Consider the following 20,384-nt stretch of genomic DNA (forward strand, 5'->3'; position numbering starts at 1 on the left):
ACAAATGGTAGTTGGAGATTTTGCTGTTGAATTAGATACAGTTGTAATCGGTGCGGGACCTGGCGGCTATGTAGCTGCCATCCGCGCTGCTGAAATGGGACAAAAAGTAGCAATCATTGAAAGAGAATACATCGGCGGCGTTTGTTTGAACGTTGGTTGTATCCCTTCAAAAGCCTTGATCGCTGCAGGTCATCATTATCAAGAATCTTTGGATTCAACAATGTTTGGTGTAACAAGTGAAAATGTTTCCCTTGATTTTACCAAAACACAAGAATGGAAAGACAACAAAGTCGTTAAAACGTTAACTTCAGGTGTTGGTTTCCTATTGAAAAAACACAAAGTAGAAACGATTGAAGGAGAAGCTTTCTTCGTTGATGATCACACATTGCGTGTCATCCACCCAGATTCAGCACAAACATACTCTTTCAACAATGCAATCATCGCAACAGGTTCTCGCCCAATTGAAATCCCTGGTTTCAAATTCGGCGGACGTGTTCTTGATTCAACTGGCGGATTGGCATTAAAAGAAGTTCCTAAAAAATTCGTTGTTATCGGTGGCGGTGTCATCGGTTCTGAACTAGGTGCAGCTTATGCAAACCTAGGGGCAGAAGTAACGATCCTTGAAGGCTCTCCTCAAATCTTGCCAACCTATGAAAAAGACATGGTCAAATTGGTTGAAGAAGACTTTGCGAAAAAAGGTGTAACAGTCGTTACGAACGCAATGGCGAAAGAAGCAATTGACAATGGCGATAGCGTAACTGTCAAATATGCCGTAGATGGTAAAGAAGAATCAGTTACTGCTGATTACGTGATGGTTACTGTTGGTCGTCGTCCAAATACTGATGACATGGGCTTAGAACAAGCAGGTGTTGAAGTAGGCGAACGCGGATTGATCACGGTTGACAAACAAGGCCGTACCAACGTATCAAACATCTACGCAATTGGTGATATTGTACCTGGTGCTGCATTAGCACATAAAGCCAGCTACGAAGCAAAAATCGCTGCTGAAGCAATCTCTGGTAAAAAAGTTGCCGTTGATTACAAAGCAATGCCAGCAGTTGCCTTTACTGATCCAGAATTGGCTTCTGTCGGTATGACGATCAAAGATGCCAAAGATGCTGGAATTGAAGCAAAAGCATTCAAATTCCCATTCTCAGGTAACGGTCGTGCGTTATCTCTAGGAAAAACTGAAGGATTCATCCGCTTAGTAACAACGGTTGAAGACAATGTGATCATCGGTGCGCAAATTGCTGGTCTAGGAGCAAGCGATATGGTTTCAGAACTTGCTCTAGCTATTGAATCTGGCATGAACGCAGAAGATATCGCGTTAACGATCCATCCACATCCATCTCTAGGTGAGATCACAATGGATGCTGCTGAGTTAGCTCTAGGATTACCAATCCACATTTAAGCTTTGTGAAACTCGTTCATCATTTGGTGAACGAGTTTTTTTATCACCAGAAATAAAGCGATCCTATGCTATTGACAGAATCTTCTGGAAATGATACGATGCTCTTAATATTTCAACCGTTGATGAGGAAAGTAAATTGATTTGGCAAGCCTAGAGAGTCTTCGTAAGGTGCAAGAAGAACTTGTAGGATCAATCGAAAATGGCCTCTAAGGTGATCTTCTGAACTTGTACGAAAGATAAGGAGATCCGGGTGCGCCCGCTATCGCGTCAGAGTATAACGACGTTTATTTGTCGCGTACTTGCTGAGAAGCATGCTGGAAAGTCTGCTTGAATAAAGGTGGTAACACGTAAACACGTCCTTTGATATCTCGATATCAGAGGGCTTTTTTATTTGCATTATTAAGGAGGAATAGTATGACAGAAAGATTTGAGACGATTCAATTACACGGAGGACAAATACCAGATCCTACCACAGGAAGTCGCGCCGTACCCATTTATCAAACCACATCCTATGTGTTTGATGATGCTGACCAAGCGGCAGCGAGATTTAGTCTTAGTGAGAGCGGCAATATCTATACCCGTATTACCAATCCGACGACCGCGGTTCTAGAAGAGCGATTAGCCCTATTAGAAGGTGGTATCGGTGCGTTAGCTACGGCTTCTGGCTCAGCGGCGATCACCTATGCAATTTTAAATCTCGCGCAAGCAGGAGATCATATCGTTTCTGCTGCTTCAATTTATGGCGGTACCTATAATTTGTTCGCCCATACATTGCCAGATTTTGGCATCACCACAAGCTTTGTCGATAGTGAAGATCTACCAGCACTAAAAGCAGCCATCCAAGAAAATACCAAAGCAGTTTTTCTAGAGTCTTTAGGCAATCCAGATATTGATATTGCCGACTTTAAAAAGATTGCAGCGATTGCTCATGAAGCCGGGATTCCCCTCATCATTGACAACACCTTTGCGACTCCCTATCTGTTTCGAGGGTTTGAGCACGGGGCGGACATCATCGTTTATTCCACGACAAAATACCTCGGTGGTCACGGGGCTGCTTTAGGAGGGGCTATTATTGATAGTGGCAACTTTGATTGGACAAACGGCAAATTTCCCAAGCTGGTCGATCCCGATCATAGTTACCATGGAATCTCATGGATAGAAGCCGCTGGTAACGCTGCCTATATCACTCGGGCCCGAACGATTCTTTTACGGGATACAGGTGCTGCGATTTCTCCCTTCAATTCATGGGTGTTGCTTTTAGGCATCGAGACCCTCTCGTTGCGGATGGAACGTCATGTAGAAAATGCGCAACAAGTTGCTGAATTTTTAGCCAAGCACCCGGAAGTTTCTTGGGTTCATTTCCCAACTCTGCCGGACAGTCCTTATTTTAAGCGGGCGCAGGAGTATTTCCCCAAAGGGACCAGTTCGGTCTTTTCCTTCGGATTAAAGGGTGGGGCAGAAGCAAGCAAAACCTTTTGTGGCGCAACTAAGCTCTTCTCGCTACTGGCGAACGTTGGCGATGCAAAGTCCTTGATCATCCATCCAGCTTCGACGACCCATTCTCAGCTTAGCGTAGAAGAACTTGCAGCAGCCAAAATTCGTCCAGAGACGATTCGCTTATCCATTGGATTGGAAAACATCGACGATCTATTGGAAGATCTCACGCAAGCCTTCCAACAGCTCTAAATAGTTGAAGCAGTAGGAAAAGCGCAGGATACTATGCTGCGCTTTTTTGTTGTGGGTTAGTGTTTCAAATAAAACTGCGGTTTCTGTTGATAGAAGGATAGTAAATCCATCGGTTCTATGCTATATTTAGTTGCTAAGGAATATGGATAAGGTGGGGGATGTATGCGTAATCATGCAAGTGACAAGAGGATTCGGTTTTACTACACAAGTTTGCAATTTCTTTATTGGATGATGTTTTGCTCAATCTATGGCTTTGCGACACTCTTTTTGATTTATTTCAAGGTCGATCCAGCAAAAATTGGCGGTATTTTAGCCCTAGTCAATATTGCGTCTACGATTTTGCAGCCCTTCATCAGTCAAGTCATTATCAAAAAAAGCAAAGTACCACTGATCGTTGTCTTGAAAACGATGACAATCGGCGTGGTCGCGGTGCTCTTAGCAGGTGTGATGGTCCCTGGATTATCAATACTGACCTATGTTTTAGGAGGGATTTTGCTCGTTTCCATGCAGTCCTTTCTCAACGCCTTGGCGTTTGAATACACAAATAGCGGCAACAAAATCAATTTTGGCTTTTCCCGTGCCGGTGGGTCACTAGGATTTGCGGGTACCTCCTTTTTACTGGGGCAGCTCTTAGAGGAGTTTTCGGCAGCCCTTTTGCCAATGATCGCTATCGGGCAAGCCGTTTTGTTTCTCATTATTTTGCTTTTGCTGCCAGCGATCAAGAAGCCAGAAATGCCCGTGATGCATACAGAACAAAGTCATTCAGGTGCCTTTTTGAAAAAATATCCTTTTTTACTCTTTCTCTTTGTCGGATTTAGCTTTCTCTTCAGCTTCCACACGATGATCAACAGTTTTTTGGCACAAATTTTTGCCGATATTGGCGGTGGCAGTAAGGAAGTTGGCATCGCCCTGATGATTGCGGCGTTATGCGAATTGCCGGGCATGATTTTCTTTGAACAGTTAGTGAGGATACGGTCTAGCCGTTTTTGGCTGTTGCTGTCCAGTGTTGCCTTTGCCATTCGTGGAGTGCTGATGCTGTTGATCAGCTCCATCATCCTGATGGAAATGAGCCATTTGATGCAAGGGGTTAGTTTTGCCTTGTTTATTCCTGCTTCTGCTTATTTGTTCAACCATAGTTTGGCAGATGAAGACCGGGTTTTTGGACAAACGATTATCATTATCGCTACCACGATCGGTGGCGTGATCGGCAACCTTTTAGGGGGGATGCTGATCCAAAGCTTTGGTGTCTGGGAAATGCTTTTGATTGGGACTGGGTTTGCCGTTTTGGGTGCTACATTGACCTTTATCGGTGTGAAAAAAATCCCTAAAAGCAACAAAAAATTAGCGATCATAAGCGAATGATCGATAGGTAGAAAAAAGAGTTGCGGCCGTATTTCCTTCGGTCGCAACTCTTTTGAATCTGATCAATGGGTACTATTTCTTTTCTAAAACAGCAATAAATTCCCGCATATAGTCTGGTAGATCTGGGGGACGGCGGCTGGAAACGATATGTCCATCCGTAACCACAGGTGTATCGACCCATGTGGCTCCAGCATTTGTCATATCATCTTTGATGCCTGGTGTACTGGTAACCGTCTTGCCTTGCAGGATATTCGCAGAAATCAAGACCCAGCCTGCATGACAGATTTGTCCAATGATTTTTTGGTCTTTGTCCATCGTTCGCACGAAAGAGATGACCTCTGGGAAACGCCGTAATTTATCAGGTGCCCAACCACCCGGAACTAAGATGGCATCGTAGTCATCGGCGTGAATATCAGAAAAAGCATAGGCTGATTCTGCGGGTACACCATATTTGCCAATATACGTTTTATGCGCTTCTTCACCGACTAAATCGACTTGTGCGCCTTCTTCCCGTAACCGATGGACCGGATACCAAAGTTCTAAATCTTCGAAATCATTGTCGACTAAGGCAATGATTTTTTTGTTTTCTAAACGCAAGAGAATTCCTCCTTTTTCTTGTTATTCTTACTGTAACATCATGCCAAGGGAAACACCAAAAGTATGCTTCCTGAAAAATGCCAAGAAGCTATTCTGAGAATGGTCGTTCAGAGAAATGATATTGATGTAAGCGTTGTAATCATTAGGGGAGTAAGCGATAATAAAAGAAAGCCAAAGGAGGCGAAGATATGGAAGCATTCGAAAAAGCACGAAAATTTATTTACAAAAACGCGCGCCCTTTAGACCTTGCTCGTTGGCAGTACCATTTTGAAAATGGATCTCGCGAGGCTGTATTACAGGCGTTACAAGTCTACCAAAATGAAGATGGTGGTTATGGGCATGGTTTGGAACCTGATTATTGGAATCCCAATAGTACACCGATTGCAGTGTGGGAGGCATGTCGAATTTTACGAGAGCTTGAATGCCTTTATTCGTCAAATCCACAAGTCCAAGGGATTCTAAGGTATTTAGCTAGTGGAAAAGAATTTTCTGAAGGGAAATGGCTCAACCAAGTGCCGTCAACGGTATCCTATCCGCATGCGATTTGGTGGGAGAGTCCTGTGGGCGTGCCAGCAGACAACCCAACGGTCAGTCTAGCTGGTACGATCTTAAGAACAGGCGAAACGACCCTCTATCAAAAAGCACAAGAAATCGCCGAAACAGCAGTTGCAAGTTTCCTTAAGGAGCCAACCAGTGAAATGCACACATTAGTCGTCTATCTAGAATTATTACAAGACTGTGAAGAAATCCAGTATCAGCCTGTTTTAGCAAATGACCGCTTTCGCGAGATCTTATTCCAGCAAATTCGCCATACTGTCTCAAACGAGCCAGAAGAGTGGTTCACGTCTTATGTCAGCAAACCTTCAAATTTTTTCTTTACAAGAGAGCAGCTGCTTGGGATTTTTAGTGAAGAAATATGTAAAAAAGAAGCCGAAGAAATTTTAGAACACCAACAAGCAGACGGATCATTTGTCATTCCATGGCAATGGGGAACAGATTACCCAGAGTTTTTCATTAGTAAACAGTGGTGGAAATCAATTGCTATCATTAAAAATTTTTTGTTTTTGCGGGCTTTTCTAGACGAACCTTTTTGAAATCGGTCATCTTTTAATCAGCGATCTCGTTGAAAGAACAAAGGAATTTCCTTCTTATTTGAGATTCATGGAGTTCAGCTTCTAGAAATCCAAATAGTTTGTAAACCAGAGGTACATTCATTGCCAGAATGTACCTTTTTTGCAGCGGAGGCTCTGACCTATTTTCAATTTTGTGGTACACTGAATAAGATGAATAGGAGTGGTAATATGCGGGATTATCAATATCCTCTGGACTTAGATTGGTCGACGGATGAAATGGTCGTCGTCATGAAGATGTGGGAACGGTTAGAACAAGCCTATGAAAAAGGCCTTCCTAGCAGCACGTTTCTTGAGGCGTATCAAGCCTTTAAGAAAGTCGTTCCCAGCATTGGCGAGGAACGCCGTTTAGGTAGAGAATTTGAAGAACTATCAGGCTATTCGTTATACCATGCCGTGCAGGCAGCGAAAAAGACTGAGGGAAAACTAAAAATGAAAGGGTAGATCAACGAATGCATGAAATCGTTAATGAAGTTCGCCAGTGGATGATCGCTGCAGGCGAAAGGATCAAAGGCAATTTAAATAAAGAAGACTTGGTGGTCGAGACAAAATCAGGACGGAAAGACTTAGTGACAGAATTGGATAAAGCCACGCAAGATTTTCTGATTGGTAAGATCCAATCCTATGATCCGGATGCCAAAATTTTAGGTGAAGAAAACGGACTGGACACACTTGCCGACATGAGTGGACGGGTCTTCATCATTGATCCGATCGATGGAACCATGAATTTCGTGTTGGAAAAAGAAAACTTTTGTATCATGATCGCGATCTACGAAGAGGGCAAAGGGCGCTTTGGCTTTGTCTATAATGTCATGAAAGATGAATTCTTATGGGGGGGTCCAGAGATTGGTGTTTATAACAATGGCAAGAAGATCGAACCGCCGAAAGATATTGCCTTATCCGAGGGTCTCGTTGGCTTGAATTCACCCATGTTGATCCATAACCGCCACCACGAAACTGAAGTCAGTGACAAAGCATTAGGCATTCGTATGACTGGATGTGCTGGGGTAGAGTTGATCGCCCTCGCTAAAGGACAAAGAGCAGGCTATCTTTCTCATCTTGCGCCATGGGATTATGCGCCAGGGGGTGTTTTGTTAGAAACCCTTGGATTAAAAATGGCAAACATCAAAGGAGAGCCACTATCCCTGAATGGACGGGAATTGTTTGTCGGCGGTACACCGAAAGCTTTTGAAGAATTATTGGCGATCGTTAATCAATAAGAAAAAAACCAGATATTTTATTAATATCTGGTTTTTTCTGTAAAAATGAAAACTTTGCACTATATTTCAGAAAGAAATTCTGGTATAATGGCTTGTCGAGTGCAATGTCACCAAAAAAGGAGTTTATAAATTGAATATTAGAAATGATATCCGCAACGTCGCAATTATTGCCCACGTTGACCACGGAAAAACTACATTAGTTGATGAATTATTGAAACAATCCCAAACGTTAGATAGCCATACCCAATTACAAGAACGGGCGATGGATTCAAATGCGATCGAAAAAGAACGAGGCATCACGATCTTAGCGAAAAATACAGCGGTTGAATACAACGGTACAAAAATCAATATCATGGATACCCCAGGACACGCGGACTTCGGTGGTGAAGTAGAGCGGATCATGAAAATGGTCGATGGTGTTGTTTTGGTTGTTGATGCTTATGAAGGAACGATGCCTCAAACACGTTTCGTATTGAAAAAAGCGTTGGAACAACACTTAGTGCCAATCGTAGTTGTCAACAAAATCGACAAACCATCTGCTCGTCCTGAGCATGTTGTCGATGAAGTCTTAGAACTATTTATCGAATTAGGTGCCGACGATGACCAATTGGACTTCCCAGTGATCTACGCTTCTGCGATTAACGGAACTTCAAGTGAATCAGATGATCCTGCTGATCAACAAAAAACGATGGCACCATTGTTTGATACGATCATCGAACATATTCCAGCGCCAATCGACAACAGCGACGAACCATTGCAATTCCAAGTATCATTGCTTGATTACAATGACTACGTTGGACGTATCGGTATTGGCCGTGTCTTCCGCGGATCAATCAAAGTCGGCGACCAAGTTGCATTGATGAAATTAAACGGAGAAGTTAAAAAATTCCGTGTGACGAAACTTTTCGGTTTCTTCGGTTTGAAACGTTTAGAAATCCAAGAAGCCAAAGCCGGTGATTTGATTGCCGTTTCTGGGATGGAAGATATCTTCGTTGGTGAAACTGTTACACCAATCGATCATCAAGATTCATTACCTGTTTTACACATTGATGAACCAACTTTGCAAATGACCTTTATCGTGAACAATTCACCATTTGCGGGTCGCGAAGGAAAATTCGTAACCGCTCGTAAAATTGAAGAACGCTTAATGGCGCAATTGCAAACAGACGTTTCATTGCGTGTGGATCCAATCGGACCTGATTCATGGATCGTTTCTGGACGTGGCGAACTTCATTTGTCAATTTTGATCGAAAATATGCGTCGTGAAGGCTTTGAATTGCAAGTTTCTCGTCCAGAAGTTATCGAACGCGAAATCGATGGCGTGAAATGCGAACCATTTGAACGGGTGCAAATCGATACCCCAGAAGAATACATGGGATCAGTAATCGAATCATTGGGAATGCGTAAAGCAGAAATGCAAGATATGATCAATACAGGGAATGGACAAGTACGGATCATTTTCTTGGCACCAGCTCGTGGCTTGATCGGTTACACGACAGAATTCCTATCAATGACTCGCGGCTACGGCATCATGCACCACACCTTCGATCAATATTTGCCAATGATCCAAGGACAAATTGGTGGCCGTCATCAAGGCGCACTTGTATCGATCGATACAGGAAAAGCAACGACTTACTCGATCATGAGTATTGAAGAACGTGGAACGGTCTTCGTTGAACCAGGTACCGAAGTGTACGAAGGAATGATCATTGGTGAAAACTCTCGTGACAAAGACTTAACGGTCAATATCACGAAAGCAAAACAAATGACCAACGTCCGTTCTGCAAACAAAGACCAAACCTCAGTTATCAAGAAACCTCGTATTCTTTCTTTGGAAGAATCACTGGAATTCTTGAATGATGATGAATACTGTGAAGTAACACCAGAAAGCATTCGTTTAAGAAAACAAATCTTGAACAAGAGCGAACGGGAAAAATCACAGAAAAAGAAAAATAACTGATAACTAAAACAGTGATCAAAAGTTTTAAACACTTCTGATCTGTTCGATTTTCCGAAGGATGGAAAAGGGATTGCTCCTGTGTTGCAGCGGCTCTTCGCCGCAGGACCCAGAAAAAGCAATCAGCCGATTTCCCTCCTTCGGTTCTTTTTTGCTCGAAGTCAAGTTGAACCGTTAGAATAAGCACCGCTTGCAATTTCGGCCATTCCTTTTTAAAATGAAGAAAGCAAGCACAAAGGAGAAATCTATGAAAAATTATCCTGTTAAAAAGAATCAGGAACTTGAAGTTGATATTTTGGATCTTTCCCATGAAGGAAATGGGATCGCCAAAGTCGATGGGTACTTATTATTTATTGAAAACACCCTGCCAAATGAACGTGCCTTAGTCAAAGTGTTGAAAGTCGGCAACAAATTTGGTTTTGCCAAAGTGATGAAATTGTTGCAAGCAAGTCCTGATCGGCAAGAATTGCCGAATGAAGCATTGTTGCGCACCGGTATCGCTCCATTGAGTCATTTGAGCTATGACAAACAATTAGCCTTCAAACAGCAGCAAGTAGAGAATGTTTTGGCTAAAATCGCCAAATTGCCTGAAATCACAGTCAATGCGCCAATCGGAATGGAAAAACCATTTGGTTACCGCAACAAAGCGCAAATCCCTGTGCAAAAAATCCATGGGGAATTAACGACTGGATTTTACCGCAAAAACAGCCATACTCTGGTACCGATCGAAGACTTTTATATTCAAGATCCAAACATCGATCAAGCAATCATCAAAGTCAGAGATATTTTGCAGCGGTTCAATGTCAAAGCCTACAATGAAGAAGCCCATGAAGGGTTCTTACGCCACATTGTCGTTCGTCGTGGGCATCACTCAGGTGAAATGATGGTCGTATTAGTGACACGTAAACCGAAATTCTTCAAAGGAGAAGAAATCGCGGAAGTGATCCACGAAGAGATTCCAGAAGTTGTTTCTGTCATTCAAAACATCAATGAAGAAAAAACCAATGTGATCATGGGGGAATTCGAGCGTGTGTTGTATGGCAAGTCATCGATCGATGATCAATTATTAGGTAAAACCTTCCAAATCTCAGCGAAATCTTTCTACCAAGTCAACACAGCGCAAACAGAAGTCTTGTATCAAACCGCCTTCGAGATGGCGCAACTGTCTGAAAATGATGTCGTTGTGGATGCTTATGCAGGAATCGGAACGATCGGGATTAGTTTGGCTGATCGCGTGAAAGAAGTGTTAGGGATGGAAGTCATTCCTGAAGCAGTGAACGATGCCAAAGCCAATGCCAAAAGAAATGGTGTCGAAAACGTGCATTACTTTATCGGTAAAGCCGAAAAAATCATGCCGCAATGGCTACGCGAAGGCATTCAACCGACAGTCGTCTTCGTTGATCCACCTCGCAAAGGTTTAGATGCTAGCTTTATCGAAACGACTGCTGCGGTTAAACCAGAGCGCATCGTTTACATTTCCTGCAATCCAGCAACCTTGGCTCGTGATCTCGCGTTGTTTGCGGAAGAAGGGTATGTGACAAAAGAAGTTCAACCTGTAGATTTGTTCCCACAAACGACCCATGTGGAGTGTGTCGTGTTGTTAGAACGTGGTTAAGAAACAACAAGTTTTTTTCAGCAATTTTGATTTTGAATTCTTTTTATGGTAAATGTCATAAAATCTTACGATAGCAAAGTTACTAGAGAAAGCAAGTCAATTGAGAAATAAGCAACTAAAACCCATCTGTCTATCTAGTTACGTCGATTGTGACGTTTAGAATGGATGAAATATAAAACCAGAAACTGGAACTGAAAGATACTCTTTCTGTGCCAGTTTTTTTGTTCTTTCTCACTATTGATGAGCGGGGAAAAAATCAATGTAAAAAGCAGTGAAGCTTCAAATATGCAGAGATCCAAATCCTTTAACAAAATGGTTTGTCGGCAATTTATAGTTAATGTGTATAAAAATATGGCGTGTGGTGATTAGAAAGTATTATAATAAACGTAGTGAATAGAAAATTTTTGTTAGGAGGGATTACACATGGCAACGATTCGTGCATTTTCACACAAAGAGATTACACCGCAGAATACGCATTTGTCGAGTTTTAAAGTGTTGATAGAGTCAGCTTTTTATGGGAACAATGTCACTTGGATTCATGATCTAGCCACGGCCTATTGCTTAGCAAAAGAATCTTCTGGTGCTATTCTTACGGATATGCCGGTCACACACACCAAGGAGTTAGGACTACCAGAGGATGCTAAAGTCATCGTGTTTAATGACGGAAAAGTTGTTGGACGGACAGCGGCAGCTCGACGCATCATCGGACATCCCGGGATTGATCGAAAATTGTATGAAGGGATTTTAAGAGATGCTTTATTTCAAGGGACACGTAAAAAATTCTATGGCGGTGAAGTTGTTGTAGGGTTAGACGAAGCGTTTATGGTCAAAGCACACCTGTTGCTACCAGAGTACTATGAAACCAATTTTTATTCTTATTTGTTGAATTTTCAAATGCTGACGAAATCATGGCAGGAAAGGTATCAACACTCCAAGAACTATCCAGAGACAGATATATTCTTGTACGCTGATCCGGACTGGACACATCCTGATTTTCCCTATGGGCTATCTCTCTTTGATCCTGAACACAATGTTGCGGCAGTCTTAGGCTTAAACTATTTTGGTGAATTGAAAAAAGCGACATTAACTTTGGCTTGGGCTACCGCGCATCGCAATGGCTTTGTGGCGTGTCATGGAGGAATGAAGCAATATCAGCTACCGAATCGAACATTTACGATGGCTGCTTTTGGTCTTTCAGGATCAGGAAAATCGACCATTACATTGGCAGAACATGATGGCAAATATGATATCAAGGTTCTGCATGACGATGCGTTTGTGATCAATCAAACAAACGGTGCGTCCACTGCTCTGGAGCCTTCTTATTTTGATAAAACGCAGGATTATCCATTAACCAATCCAAATGTCCGCTACTTTATCACCTGTCAAAATGTTGGGGTTACTTTAGACGAGGAAGGAAAGAAGGTGCTTGTGACCCAAGATATTCGTAACGGGAATGGTCGAACCGTCAAATCACGGTATGTCACACCTAACCGGGTGGATCATTTAGAGTCGCCGATCGATGCAGTATTTTGGATCATGAAAGATGACACGCTACCTCCTGTAGTAAAAATTGACGATCCGATTTTAGCCGCTGTTTTTGGTTTGACCTTAGCTACGAAGCGCACGACAGCTGAACATGTTGTCGAGACCACGGATATAGATAAACTGGTCATCGAGCCTTATGCCAATCCATTTAGAGTCTATCCTTTAAAAGAAGATTTTGCCCATTTCATGAACTTATTCAAAGAAAACCAAACGGCTTGTTATATTCTAAATACAGGCTTTTACAAAGACAAGAAGGTCACACCTGAAGTCACGCTGACATCGATTGAAAAAATTGTGGAAGGCGAGGCCAATTTTAAGAGGTTTGGTGAAATCACAGAAATGAGTTACCTGCCAGTAACAGGGTTCGAAGTCGATTTTCAAGATGCCTCCTATGTTGCTCATTTAAGAGAGCGGATGCAAGGACGGCTGGACTTTATTTTGGCTCAAGAAACAGAAAATGATGGCTATAATAAGTTGCCTAAAGAGGTAGCAAAGGCAATGGGAAATGTGATTTCTACATTAAATGAGCTTCCTGGCTAATCCCATTGAATCAAACTTCCGCAAGCGGCTTTTCTTCCTGAAACACTTATTTTGTTAGCCAGAAAGGAGCGATTATGAACATTCAGTTTCACCATATCCAAATCACAGTCAATGATGTAAAAAAAGCAGAAGGTTTTTATGATCAATTATTTGCACTATTAGGTTTCGACCTTCAGAAGAAATATTCTGGGTATTTAGAACATGCCGAGATGGAAGTAGTAGAATATATAGGGGATTCATTTGATTTCGGTATTTGTTCCCCACGAAAAGAATGGAAGAAGGAGAAAATCGATTCAAGAAAACCTGGCTCGGTTCAGCACATGGCGTTTAAGGCGGAAAGCCGCGAAGTAGTAGATGCGATCTTTCCCAAAATAAAAGCCTTAGGGGTAAAGATCCTTCACGATCGACCAATGGAGTACAATGAGCGCATCGCTCCTAACTACTATGCCTTATTCTTTGAAAGCCCAGAAGGCATTCGTTTTGAACTATTTCATTATGCCTGATTCCTTTAACTAGAAGAGTGTGGCATTAAATTATTGCGTGAGCGCGTTCTTATTAAGGTGATCTTTCATTAAGGGGCTAGCATAATCAGGCGAGTTTAGAGAGAAACTTTTTTAGAACCTGTCATCAGGAAAATCTGAACACTCTTGTTTTAAGTACGTCCATCCTGAAAAACTCGTTGGTTCCTAAAATTTATTTGGACAATTCGAATACAAAAATCTAACTCATGTGTTGAAAAACGTCGATTTTATCATTCTAGAAGCTGTTGCATTGTGGGTCAATAAGGATTGTTGCGTTGATTGCAGGGCACTTAAGAAATGGAGGAGGAACAATATGGATCAGACGGTTCAGCAAGATATCGAAGCGATCATTTCCCGTCAATATGATCATGGCGCCGATTTATGGTCGACGCCAGACCATAAATTACTGAAAGGAGCACCCTTTACAACCTTAGAGTGTCCTCATTATTTGCTTGAACTTGGTATGTCGCCTGAGGAGAACTTATTAAAAGAGACCGCTGCATTGATCTTTCAAGGATGGAGAGAAGATGGCAGATTTAAAATTTCGCCATCAGGGGGGATTTATCCCTGTCATACAGCGCTGGCTTTGCGAACGCTGTGTGCTCTTGGTTACGCAAGGGACCCGCGGCTACAACAGACCTTTCACTATTTTCTTGCTACTCAGGAAACAGATGGCGGCTGGAAGTGCAATAAATACAGTTTTGGTCGCGGCCCGGAGACCCGCTATTCAACCCCGATGAACGACGTTAACGGTCCTTGATGCCTTTCGATATACTCATGATCGTGAACAGATGGAAACACTTAATCAAGCAATCGAATGCTTGCTTGCTCATTGGGAGATTCGTCAGCCAATCAGTCCCTGTCATTACGGAATGGGCACATTGTTTATGCAGACAGAATACCCCTTTAGAGGGTACAATCTTTTTTATTATCTGTATGTCTTGTCTTTTTATCCTTCTGCCAGAAAAGACGCACGGTTTCTGGAGGCTTTGCAGCAGTTTGAATCGAAAGTTAAAAATGGCAATGTTATTGTAGAACGGGTTGTACCAAAACTGGGGAAACTGAATTTTTGTAAAAAAGGACAAATTAGTTCCTTCGCCACCCGACGGTACCAAGAAATCCTTGCTCACTTGGCAGAAGATTAAGGAAAAAACAGTCCTTTGGAATGTTCCTCCATCTAGACGATTCTTTTTCTTTTCTGGTACACTGTCTCTAAAGAACCGACCGAATAATCAACAGAGGGGAGAAAGACATGCAAAGAATCTATCTGGTTGAAGATGATGCGACGATCGTCTCTGTTTTAGCCGATTATTTGCAGCAGTGGGGATACGAATGCCATTCGGCCAAGAATTTTGCTGAACTCTTGCAAGAGTTTCACGACATCAAACCTGATCTCGTTCTTTTAGATATCTCCTTGCCTTATTACAATGGGTATCATTGGTGCCAAGAAATTCGCAAGGCGTCAGAAGTACCGATCATTTTTCTTTCGTCGATGGATCAGCAGATGAATCAAATCATGGCGATGAACATGGGGGCGGATGATTATTTAACAAAACCCTTTGATTTAGCCTTCGTTTTGGCAAAAATCCAAGCGTTGCTGCGGCGCAGCTATCAGTATAGCCACCAACAATCGCTGACCTTTGACATAGGGCAAGTAACCTTTTATCCAACAGAAAATGTATTAAAAAATCAGGGGGAACAGTTGCCGCTTTCTCCAAATGAAGCTCGGATTCTTTCCTTGCTTTTGCAGCATCGAGGGAAGATCGTAGCCAAAGAGACCATCATTGAAATGCTCTGGAATAGTGAAGAGTTCATCGATAACAATACATTAGCCGTCAATATGACTCGTTTGCGAAAAAAATTGAGCCAGATCGAACTATCCGATTTGATCCAAACGGTAAAGAATAAAGGCTATTTGATAGAAAAGGAACACGCCTATGACTAATGTGAAAGAATATTTCGTGTTGTATGGAAAGTTTTATCTCGTTTACCTGCTATTTAGTGCGGGTCTACTAGGGTTATTCTTTCTTCACAGCCTTCCATTAGAACCCTTCATTGACTATGCGGTTTTTTCAGGGGTGATTTTAGGAGGTCTTTCCCTTTTTCATTATTTTCGTTACGCACAAAAAAGAAAGCAGCTACAGCATTTATTAAGAAAAGAACGTATGACGGAAGCGGCGTTGGCGTTCTTGCCGACCACTCGAAATCGGCTAGAAGACGAGTATCAAACGCTTCTTAGGCAGATGGCAAAAGAAAAAACTCTGTCTGAATACAAAGCGACCGTGAAAAATGAAGAAATTTATGAAGATTTCGGCTTGTGGCTTCATCAAATCAAAACGCCTCTAGCGGCGTTGGATCTTTTGGTTCAAAGCGATACCCTGTCACCGACGGAGGTCAAAGCGGAATTATTTAAGGTGAACGATTACTTGCAAATGATGTTGAATTATTTGCGACAAAATTTAGCGAATGATGATTTTGTCTTTGAGTCGATTGCTTTAGAGCCCCTTGTTCGTCAAACAATCAAAAAGTATGCCTTGTTTTTCTCGAAAAAGAATCTGCAACTGGATATGGCAGTGGATTTGACGGTGACATCTGATCGAAAGTGGCTCATTTTTATTTTTGAACAGGTTCTTTTCAACAGCTTGAAGTATACTGAAACCGGTGGCATTAATGTTTTCACTAAAGACAATGCCTTGGTGATTCAAGATAGCGGCATTGGTATTCGTAAGGAAGACTTGCCAAGGGTGTTTGAGAAAGGATATACGGGACACAATGGTCGGTTTCAGCAACGAGCGAGCGGGCTAGGCTTATATATGAGTCAACAAGCGGCTGAAAAAATCGGCTGCCGTTTAGCGATTGATTCTGAAGTGGGACAGGGAACCATCGTCACACTTCTTTTTCCCACCACAAATAACCGATAGCCGCAAACTTTCAACACTGTAAGTTTGCGGTTTTTATTGTAAGTCGCTTTTTTCTGCCAGTCAGCTTATTCTAAAAAGGAAGGAGGGAACAAGATGACACTTTTAAACATTCAACAAGTAAAAAAAATCTATCAAAGCCAGCTGAATGGGCAACCCGTCGAAGCGTTGAAGAATATCACCTTTAAGGTAGAAGAAGGGGAATATGTAGCCATCATGGGGGAATCAGGTTCGGGGAAGAGTACGCTACTGAACTTGATGGCGACGTTAGACCAACCGACAGCGGGTGAGATGCAGCTGAATGGCATCGATTTGACCACCATCAAAGAAAAAGATGCAGCAAGTTTTCGACGGGATCACTTAGGCTTTGTCTTTCAAGACTTTAATTTATTGGACACTTTTACGGTAAAGGACAATATTTTATTGCCATTAGTTTTATCGAAAGTTTCCGTCAAACAAATGGAATTGCAGCTTCAGCCTATTGTACAAACTTTAGGAATCGCCGATTTATTGCAGCATTACCCGTATGAATTGTCTGGCGGACAAAAGCAACGTGTTGCCGTCGCACGAGCGATCATCACAAAACCAGAACTGCTATTAGCAGATGAGCCAACCGGAGCGCTGGATTCGAAAACCTCTGATCAACTACTGACATTATTTCAGCAGATCAATCAAAACGGACAGACGATCGTGATGGTCACCCACAGTTCGATCGCAGCCAGTCGCGCACAACGCGTCTTGTTTATCAAAGACGGGTATGTATTTCACCAGTTGTATCGAGGAGAACGGAGTGATACCGCTTTTCTAGAAGCAATCGCCGAAACAATGACTGCTGTTTTTGCGAAGGAGGAGTAACGAATGTTCTTTCAAAAAATCGCCTTCTCCAATTTACGTAAAAATGCCAAAGCCTACACACCCTTTTTAGTATCCATGAGTTTCTTGGTAGCTGTTTTGATGATGACGCAAATCATCGTGAACAATCCGGGGATGAAGGAACTTCCTAGTAGTCAAAGCGCCATTTTCATGTTTCATTTAGGAAATATCATCCTGATGATCTTTGCGGCGATCTTTTCCTTTTACACCAATAACTTTTTGATCAAGCAGCGAAAAAAAGAATTTGGTCTCTACAATGTTTTGGGACTAGGAAAACGCGAGATAGCCTTCGTGGTCTTTTGGGAACTCTTTTACAGTTTTCTTATTAGTCTTGCGGCCGGGTTGATCAGCGGCTTATTGTTTGCACGATTAGGATTTTTGATCCTGAAGAAAATCTTAGCCGTAGGCGAATTCTTTGTTTTTAAACTTTCATTTGAAAGTATCGGATTTGTGATCCTCTATTTTATGTGCGTGCTTGGTTGTCTATTTTTAATTGACCTGTTGCAAGTACGCAAAACCAACCCACTTCAACTGCTACAGGGAAGCAAGCGTAATGAAAAAGAGCCTCGTGCGAAAGGCATTTTAGCACTATTAGGTGTCCTTTGTTTAGTAGCCGGCTATACGATCTCTGTGACGATCAAGTCTCCCATCAGTGCCTTAGGCCTGTTCTTTGTCGCAGTGATCCTCGTGATTTTAGCCACCTATCTGTTGTTTATTTCTGGCAGTATCAAAGCGTTGCAGTTTTTAAGAAAACGAACGACCTATTATTATCAAACGAACCATTTTATCAATGTCTCTACCATGCTGTATCGGATGAAACAAAATGCGGCTGGTTTAGCAAGTATTTGTATTTTATCAACGATGGTGTTAGTGACAGTTGCTACGACCGCCAGTCTTTACTTTGGACAAAAGAATGTGATCGAAACTCGTTTTCCATACGATGTTCAAATTGAGTCAGCGGCTGATTCCCAGCAAATCAACACAGTGATTGATGGACTTGAAGAGAAGCTAACGATCAAAGAGCGCCAGCAAGTCACTACAACAAGACCATTGCTTTTTACCTTTGAGGAACCAAATTTTGTTCCCTCAACCACTTTTGAAGAAAATAGCGGTAGTTTAGATAAAGCCGTGTATCTTATTTTTCTTACCAGTTCTGAATACCATGAAATCAGTGGGAAAACAGGACCTGCTGAAGGTGAATTATTTGTTTTTCCCGCAACTTGGACCCAACAAGCATTACCAGAAAAGACCACGATCGATGATCGTCAATTTCGTTTGCGGGAATTGAAGGAACTGCCAACATTCACGAAAACAGAAAACCCGGTTCAGCATCTTGTTCTTGTGGCGGATGATCAGTGGCTTACTGAAAAGCTAAGCTCTTGGTATCAAAAAGAAGATTTTCAACTTTACCAGCAACCAATGACAACAACAGTCTTTAATTTTCAAGCAAGCGATCGCGAAGCGATCGCAAAAGAGATTCGCAGCGAACTTCTGGCAGCAGATGCTCATGCGAGCGTTCAGTCAAAAGATCTTTTTGAAGGTGAGACCAAAACCTTTACCGGCGGCTTCTTCTTCTTAGGCTTGATTTTTGGTGTGGTCTTTATTTTAGCTGCCGCATTGATCATTTATTATAAACAAGTTTCCGAAGGGATGGAGGACAAAGAACGCTTTGAGATCTTGCAAAAAGTTGGGTTAAGCCATAAGGAAGTCAAACAAGTGATCCAGCAGCAAGTCTTGATGATTTTCTCATTTCCATTGGCGGCAGCGATCATCCATCTCGCATTTGCTTTGCCGATGATTCGGAAGTTATTGCTTCTTTTTGGTCTGACAGATCGCAACTTATTGATCACGGTATCGATGATCTCTGTTCTGCTGTTTACAATGATCTATTTACTGGTGTATTTCATCACTGCAAGAGTCTACTACCGACTTGTGGAGCGAAAACAATAGCCGTTAAAAAAAGTTAGTCGAACAGTCGTCACCGACAGGACCTACAGTAAAATAGAATGTGAGAACACCTCATCCATGAAGCGACTTCTAGAAGTTAGAATTTTTGATCTAACTTTTTGGAATCACTATATGATTGAGGTGTTTTTTTTAGCTACTCCTATTAGCCCACTTTTTTAGAGTTGAAAAAAAGGCTTAGGTGACCTATAGTGAAAAGGAGTAAAGCACAGGTATAGATTGCCGCGAGGCTGATAGTCATTTCCAAATAAAAGAGATCATGTGATCCAAAAAGGAGAAAGTCCTATGAAAGAGCAGCCGATAACCATTGAATTTCCCTTAAGAGGTGAGTGGCTTGCGCCGACTAAACCAGCCAAGAAGATTCCTAGTCATGGCACCGATCGAATGGGGTTACGTTATGCGTTTGATTTTTTACAAGTCGATTTTGAGGGGAAAACAAAAGCTTTTCACGACCGAAGCTTTCTGCGCTATTTCTTCTTAGGAGTTCCCCTTGAGAACTGTTATTGTTGGGGCAAAGAAATCTATGCGCCCTGTGATGGTGAAGTGATTGTTGTAGGAGAGGGCTATCGGGAACGCAAAGTCGTTCATTGGGTTGTAGATTTTTCGATTGCTTTAAAAAATGGCTTGTTTTTTAATGAACAAAAAGATGAGTATCAACAAATAGCTGGCAACTACATTGTGATAAAAGCTTCTGAGGGCGTATATATGGCATTCGTCCATTTGCAAAAAGGATCCATCAAAGTTTCCGTAGGACAAAAAATCACCAAAGGGATGGTGATTGGCAATGTCGGTCATTCCGGCAATTCGACTTCGCCTCATCTGCATTTTCAAGTGATGGACAGTAACGATATCGCCCATGCAAAAGGGCTGCCTTGCCGCTTTGAAGAATACGAGGTTTACCGAGCAGGACGATGGATAAAGGTTCGGAATCAGATACCAGATAGTACAGAACGGATACGATTTTTATAGGAGCATTAGGGACTAGCTGTGAGACTTTGATAGGGGGCATCGCCGAAATGCTTAGAAGAAAGAACATTTTAACGT

16 protein-coding genes, 1 pseudogene and 1 other annotated feature are annotated in these 20,384 nt (G+C 42.2%); of the genes and pseudogenes, 16 read left to right on the forward strand and 1 reads right to left on the reverse strand.

Annotated elements, in window-relative coordinates:
* Positions 1-4: 4 nt before the first annotated feature.
* The 3 genes from lpdA to IGJ17_RS07260 all read left to right on the forward strand — a co-directional run bounded on the left by lpdA (position 5) and on the right by IGJ17_RS07260 (position 4,459).
* Positions 5-1,411: a dihydrolipoyl dehydrogenase gene (gene lpdA / locus IGJ17_RS07250; RefSeq protein ID WP_005230052.1), complete on the forward strand. Its 1,407-nt coding sequence runs from the start codon at positions 5-7 to the stop codon at positions 1,409-1,411.
* A 110-nt stretch (positions 1,412-1,521) separates the two neighbouring features.
* Positions 1,522-1,775, forward strand: a binding site (T-box leader).
* Positions 1,776-1,825: 50 nt separating this feature from the next.
* Positions 1,826-3,097 carry an O-acetylhomoserine aminocarboxypropyltransferase/cysteine synthase family protein gene (locus tag IGJ17_RS07255; RefSeq protein ID WP_086338133.1) on the forward strand — a complete coding sequence of 424 codons (1,272 nt, stop codon included), beginning with the start codon at positions 1,826-1,828 and terminating at the stop codon, positions 3,095-3,097.
* A 162-nt stretch (positions 3,098-3,259) separates the two neighbouring features.
* Positions 3,260-4,459 carry an MFS transporter gene (locus IGJ17_RS07260; protein WP_086338134.1) on the forward strand — a complete coding sequence of 400 codons (1,200 nt, stop codon included), beginning with the start codon at positions 3,260-3,262 and terminating at the stop codon, positions 4,457-4,459.
* 72 nt (positions 4,460-4,531) lie between these two features.
* On the opposite strand, the gene IGJ17_RS07265 is transcribed toward IGJ17_RS07260, so the two are convergent.
* Positions 4,532-5,056, reverse strand: coding sequence for a type 1 glutamine amidotransferase domain-containing protein (locus tag IGJ17_RS07265; RefSeq protein WP_005236373.1), 525 nt, complete (start codon positions 5,054-5,056; stop codon positions 4,532-4,534).
* A 188-nt stretch (positions 5,057-5,244) separates the two neighbouring features.
* On the opposite strand from IGJ17_RS07265, the gene IGJ17_RS07270 reads away from it, so the two are divergent.
* From IGJ17_RS07270 to IGJ17_RS07330, 13 genes and pseudogenes are all read left to right on the forward strand, one after another.
* Positions 5,245-6,150, forward strand: a complete 906-nt coding sequence (locus tag IGJ17_RS07270) for a hypothetical protein (RefSeq protein WP_429961190.1) — start codon at positions 5,245-5,247, stop codon at positions 6,148-6,150.
* Between the two features lie 207 nt (positions 6,151-6,357).
* On the forward strand, positions 6,358-6,630 hold the full coding sequence (locus IGJ17_RS07275) for a UPF0223 family protein (protein ID WP_008381425.1): 273 nt from the start codon (positions 6,358-6,360) through the stop codon (positions 6,628-6,630).
* Between the two features lie 8 nt (positions 6,631-6,638).
* Positions 6,639-7,406 carry an inositol monophosphatase family protein gene (locus IGJ17_RS07280; RefSeq protein WP_005236366.1) on the forward strand — a complete coding sequence of 256 codons (768 nt, stop codon included), beginning with the start codon at positions 6,639-6,641 and terminating at the stop codon, positions 7,404-7,406.
* A 130-nt stretch (positions 7,407-7,536) separates the two neighbouring features.
* A complete protein-coding gene (gene typA / locus IGJ17_RS07285) occupies positions 7,537-9,366 on the forward strand; it encodes a translational GTPase TypA (RefSeq protein WP_005236363.1) in 1,830 nt (609 codons plus the stop codon).
* Between the two features lie 244 nt (positions 9,367-9,610).
* Positions 9,611-10,978, forward strand: a complete 1,368-nt coding sequence (rlmD, locus tag IGJ17_RS07290) for a 23S rRNA (uracil(1939)-C(5))-methyltransferase RlmD (RefSeq protein ID WP_010749606.1) — start codon at positions 9,611-9,613, stop codon at positions 10,976-10,978.
* Between the two features lie 423 nt (positions 10,979-11,401).
* Positions 11,402-13,063 (forward strand): phosphoenolpyruvate carboxykinase (ATP), encoded by a 1,662-nt coding sequence (locus IGJ17_RS07295; protein ID WP_086338138.1) that lies wholly within the window; start codon positions 11,402-11,404, stop codon positions 13,061-13,063.
* Positions 13,064-13,137: 74 nt separating this feature from the next.
* Positions 13,138-13,566, forward strand: coding sequence for a VOC family protein (locus tag IGJ17_RS07300; protein WP_086338139.1), 429 nt, complete (start codon positions 13,138-13,140; stop codon positions 13,564-13,566).
* Between the two features lie 331 nt (positions 13,567-13,897).
* Positions 13,898-14,729, forward strand: a pseudogene (locus IGJ17_RS07305) (prenyltransferase).
* Between the two features lie 107 nt (positions 14,730-14,836).
* The gene (locus IGJ17_RS07310) at positions 14,837-15,529 is read left to right on the forward strand and encodes a response regulator transcription factor (protein ID WP_086299510.1); all 693 of its coding nucleotides are present in this window, start codon (positions 14,837-14,839) and stop codon (positions 15,527-15,529) included.
* A complete protein-coding gene (locus tag IGJ17_RS07315; RefSeq protein WP_086338140.1) occupies positions 15,522-16,505 on the forward strand; it encodes a sensor histidine kinase in 984 nt (327 codons plus the stop codon). Before IGJ17_RS07310 ends, IGJ17_RS07315 begins: the two co-directional genes overlap by 8 nt.
* Positions 16,506-16,598: 93 nt before the next feature.
* On the forward strand, positions 16,599-17,357 hold the full coding sequence (locus IGJ17_RS07320; RefSeq protein WP_005236354.1) for an ABC transporter ATP-binding protein: 759 nt from the start codon (positions 16,599-16,601) through the stop codon (positions 17,355-17,357).
* Positions 17,358-17,360: 3 nt separating this feature from the next.
* Positions 17,361-19,325, forward strand: a complete 1,965-nt coding sequence (locus IGJ17_RS07325; protein WP_429961191.1) for an FtsX-like permease family protein — start codon at positions 17,361-17,363, stop codon at positions 19,323-19,325.
* 300 nt (positions 19,326-19,625) lie between these two features.
* Complete coding sequence (locus tag IGJ17_RS07330) at positions 19,626-20,309, forward strand: M23 family metallopeptidase (protein ID WP_429961192.1); 684 nt, start codon at positions 19,626-19,628, stop codon at positions 20,307-20,309.
* Positions 20,310-20,384: the final 75 nt, after the last annotated feature.

It is taken from the genome of Enterococcus sp. DIV1096b, from assembly GCF_050498765.1.
Lineage (GTDB): Bacteria > Bacillota > Bacilli > Lactobacillales > Enterococcaceae > Enterococcus_D > Enterococcus_D entomosocium.

What these genes read in the sequence shown, in the direction of transcription:
- lpdA (WP_005230052.1), top strand. Translation starts at nt 5, where the DNA reads ATGGTAGTTGGAGATTTTGCTGTTGAATTAGATACAGTTGTAATCGGT.
- IGJ17_RS07295 (WP_086338138.1), top strand. Translation starts at nt 11,402, where the DNA reads ATGGCAACGATTCGTGCATTTTCACACAAAGAGATTACACCGCAGAAT.
- rlmD (WP_010749606.1), top strand. Translation starts at nt 9,611, where the DNA reads ATGAAAAATTATCCTGTTAAAAAGAATCAGGAACTTGAAGTTGATATT.
- IGJ17_RS07280 (WP_005236366.1), top strand. Translation starts at nt 6,639, where the DNA reads ATGCATGAAATCGTTAATGAAGTTCGCCAGTGGATGATCGCTGCAGGC.
- IGJ17_RS07270 (WP_429961190.1), top strand. Translation starts at nt 5,245, where the DNA reads ATGGAAGCATTCGAAAAAGCACGAAAATTTATTTACAAAAACGCGCGC.
- IGJ17_RS07315 (WP_086338140.1), top strand. Translation starts at nt 15,522, where the DNA reads ATGACTAATGTGAAAGAATATTTCGTGTTGTATGGAAAGTTTTATCTC.
- IGJ17_RS07330 (WP_429961192.1), top strand. Translation starts at nt 19,626, where the DNA reads ATGAAAGAGCAGCCGATAACCATTGAATTTCCCTTAAGAGGTGAGTGG.
- IGJ17_RS07255 (WP_086338133.1), top strand. Translation starts at nt 1,826, where the DNA reads ATGACAGAAAGATTTGAGACGATTCAATTACACGGAGGACAAATACCA.
- IGJ17_RS07325 (WP_429961191.1), top strand. Translation starts at nt 17,361, where the DNA reads ATGTTCTTTCAAAAAATCGCCTTCTCCAATTTACGTAAAAATGCCAAA.
- IGJ17_RS07320 (WP_005236354.1), top strand. Translation starts at nt 16,599, where the DNA reads ATGACACTTTTAAACATTCAACAAGTAAAAAAAATCTATCAAAGCCAG.
- IGJ17_RS07300 (WP_086338139.1), top strand. Translation starts at nt 13,138, where the DNA reads ATGAACATTCAGTTTCACCATATCCAAATCACAGTCAATGATGTAAAA.
- IGJ17_RS07310 (WP_086299510.1), top strand. Translation starts at nt 14,837, where the DNA reads ATGCAAAGAATCTATCTGGTTGAAGATGATGCGACGATCGTCTCTGTT.
- IGJ17_RS07260 (WP_086338134.1), top strand. Translation starts at nt 3,260, where the DNA reads ATGCGTAATCATGCAAGTGACAAGAGGATTCGGTTTTACTACACAAGT.
- IGJ17_RS07275 (WP_008381425.1), top strand. Translation starts at nt 6,358, where the DNA reads ATGCGGGATTATCAATATCCTCTGGACTTAGATTGGTCGACGGATGAA.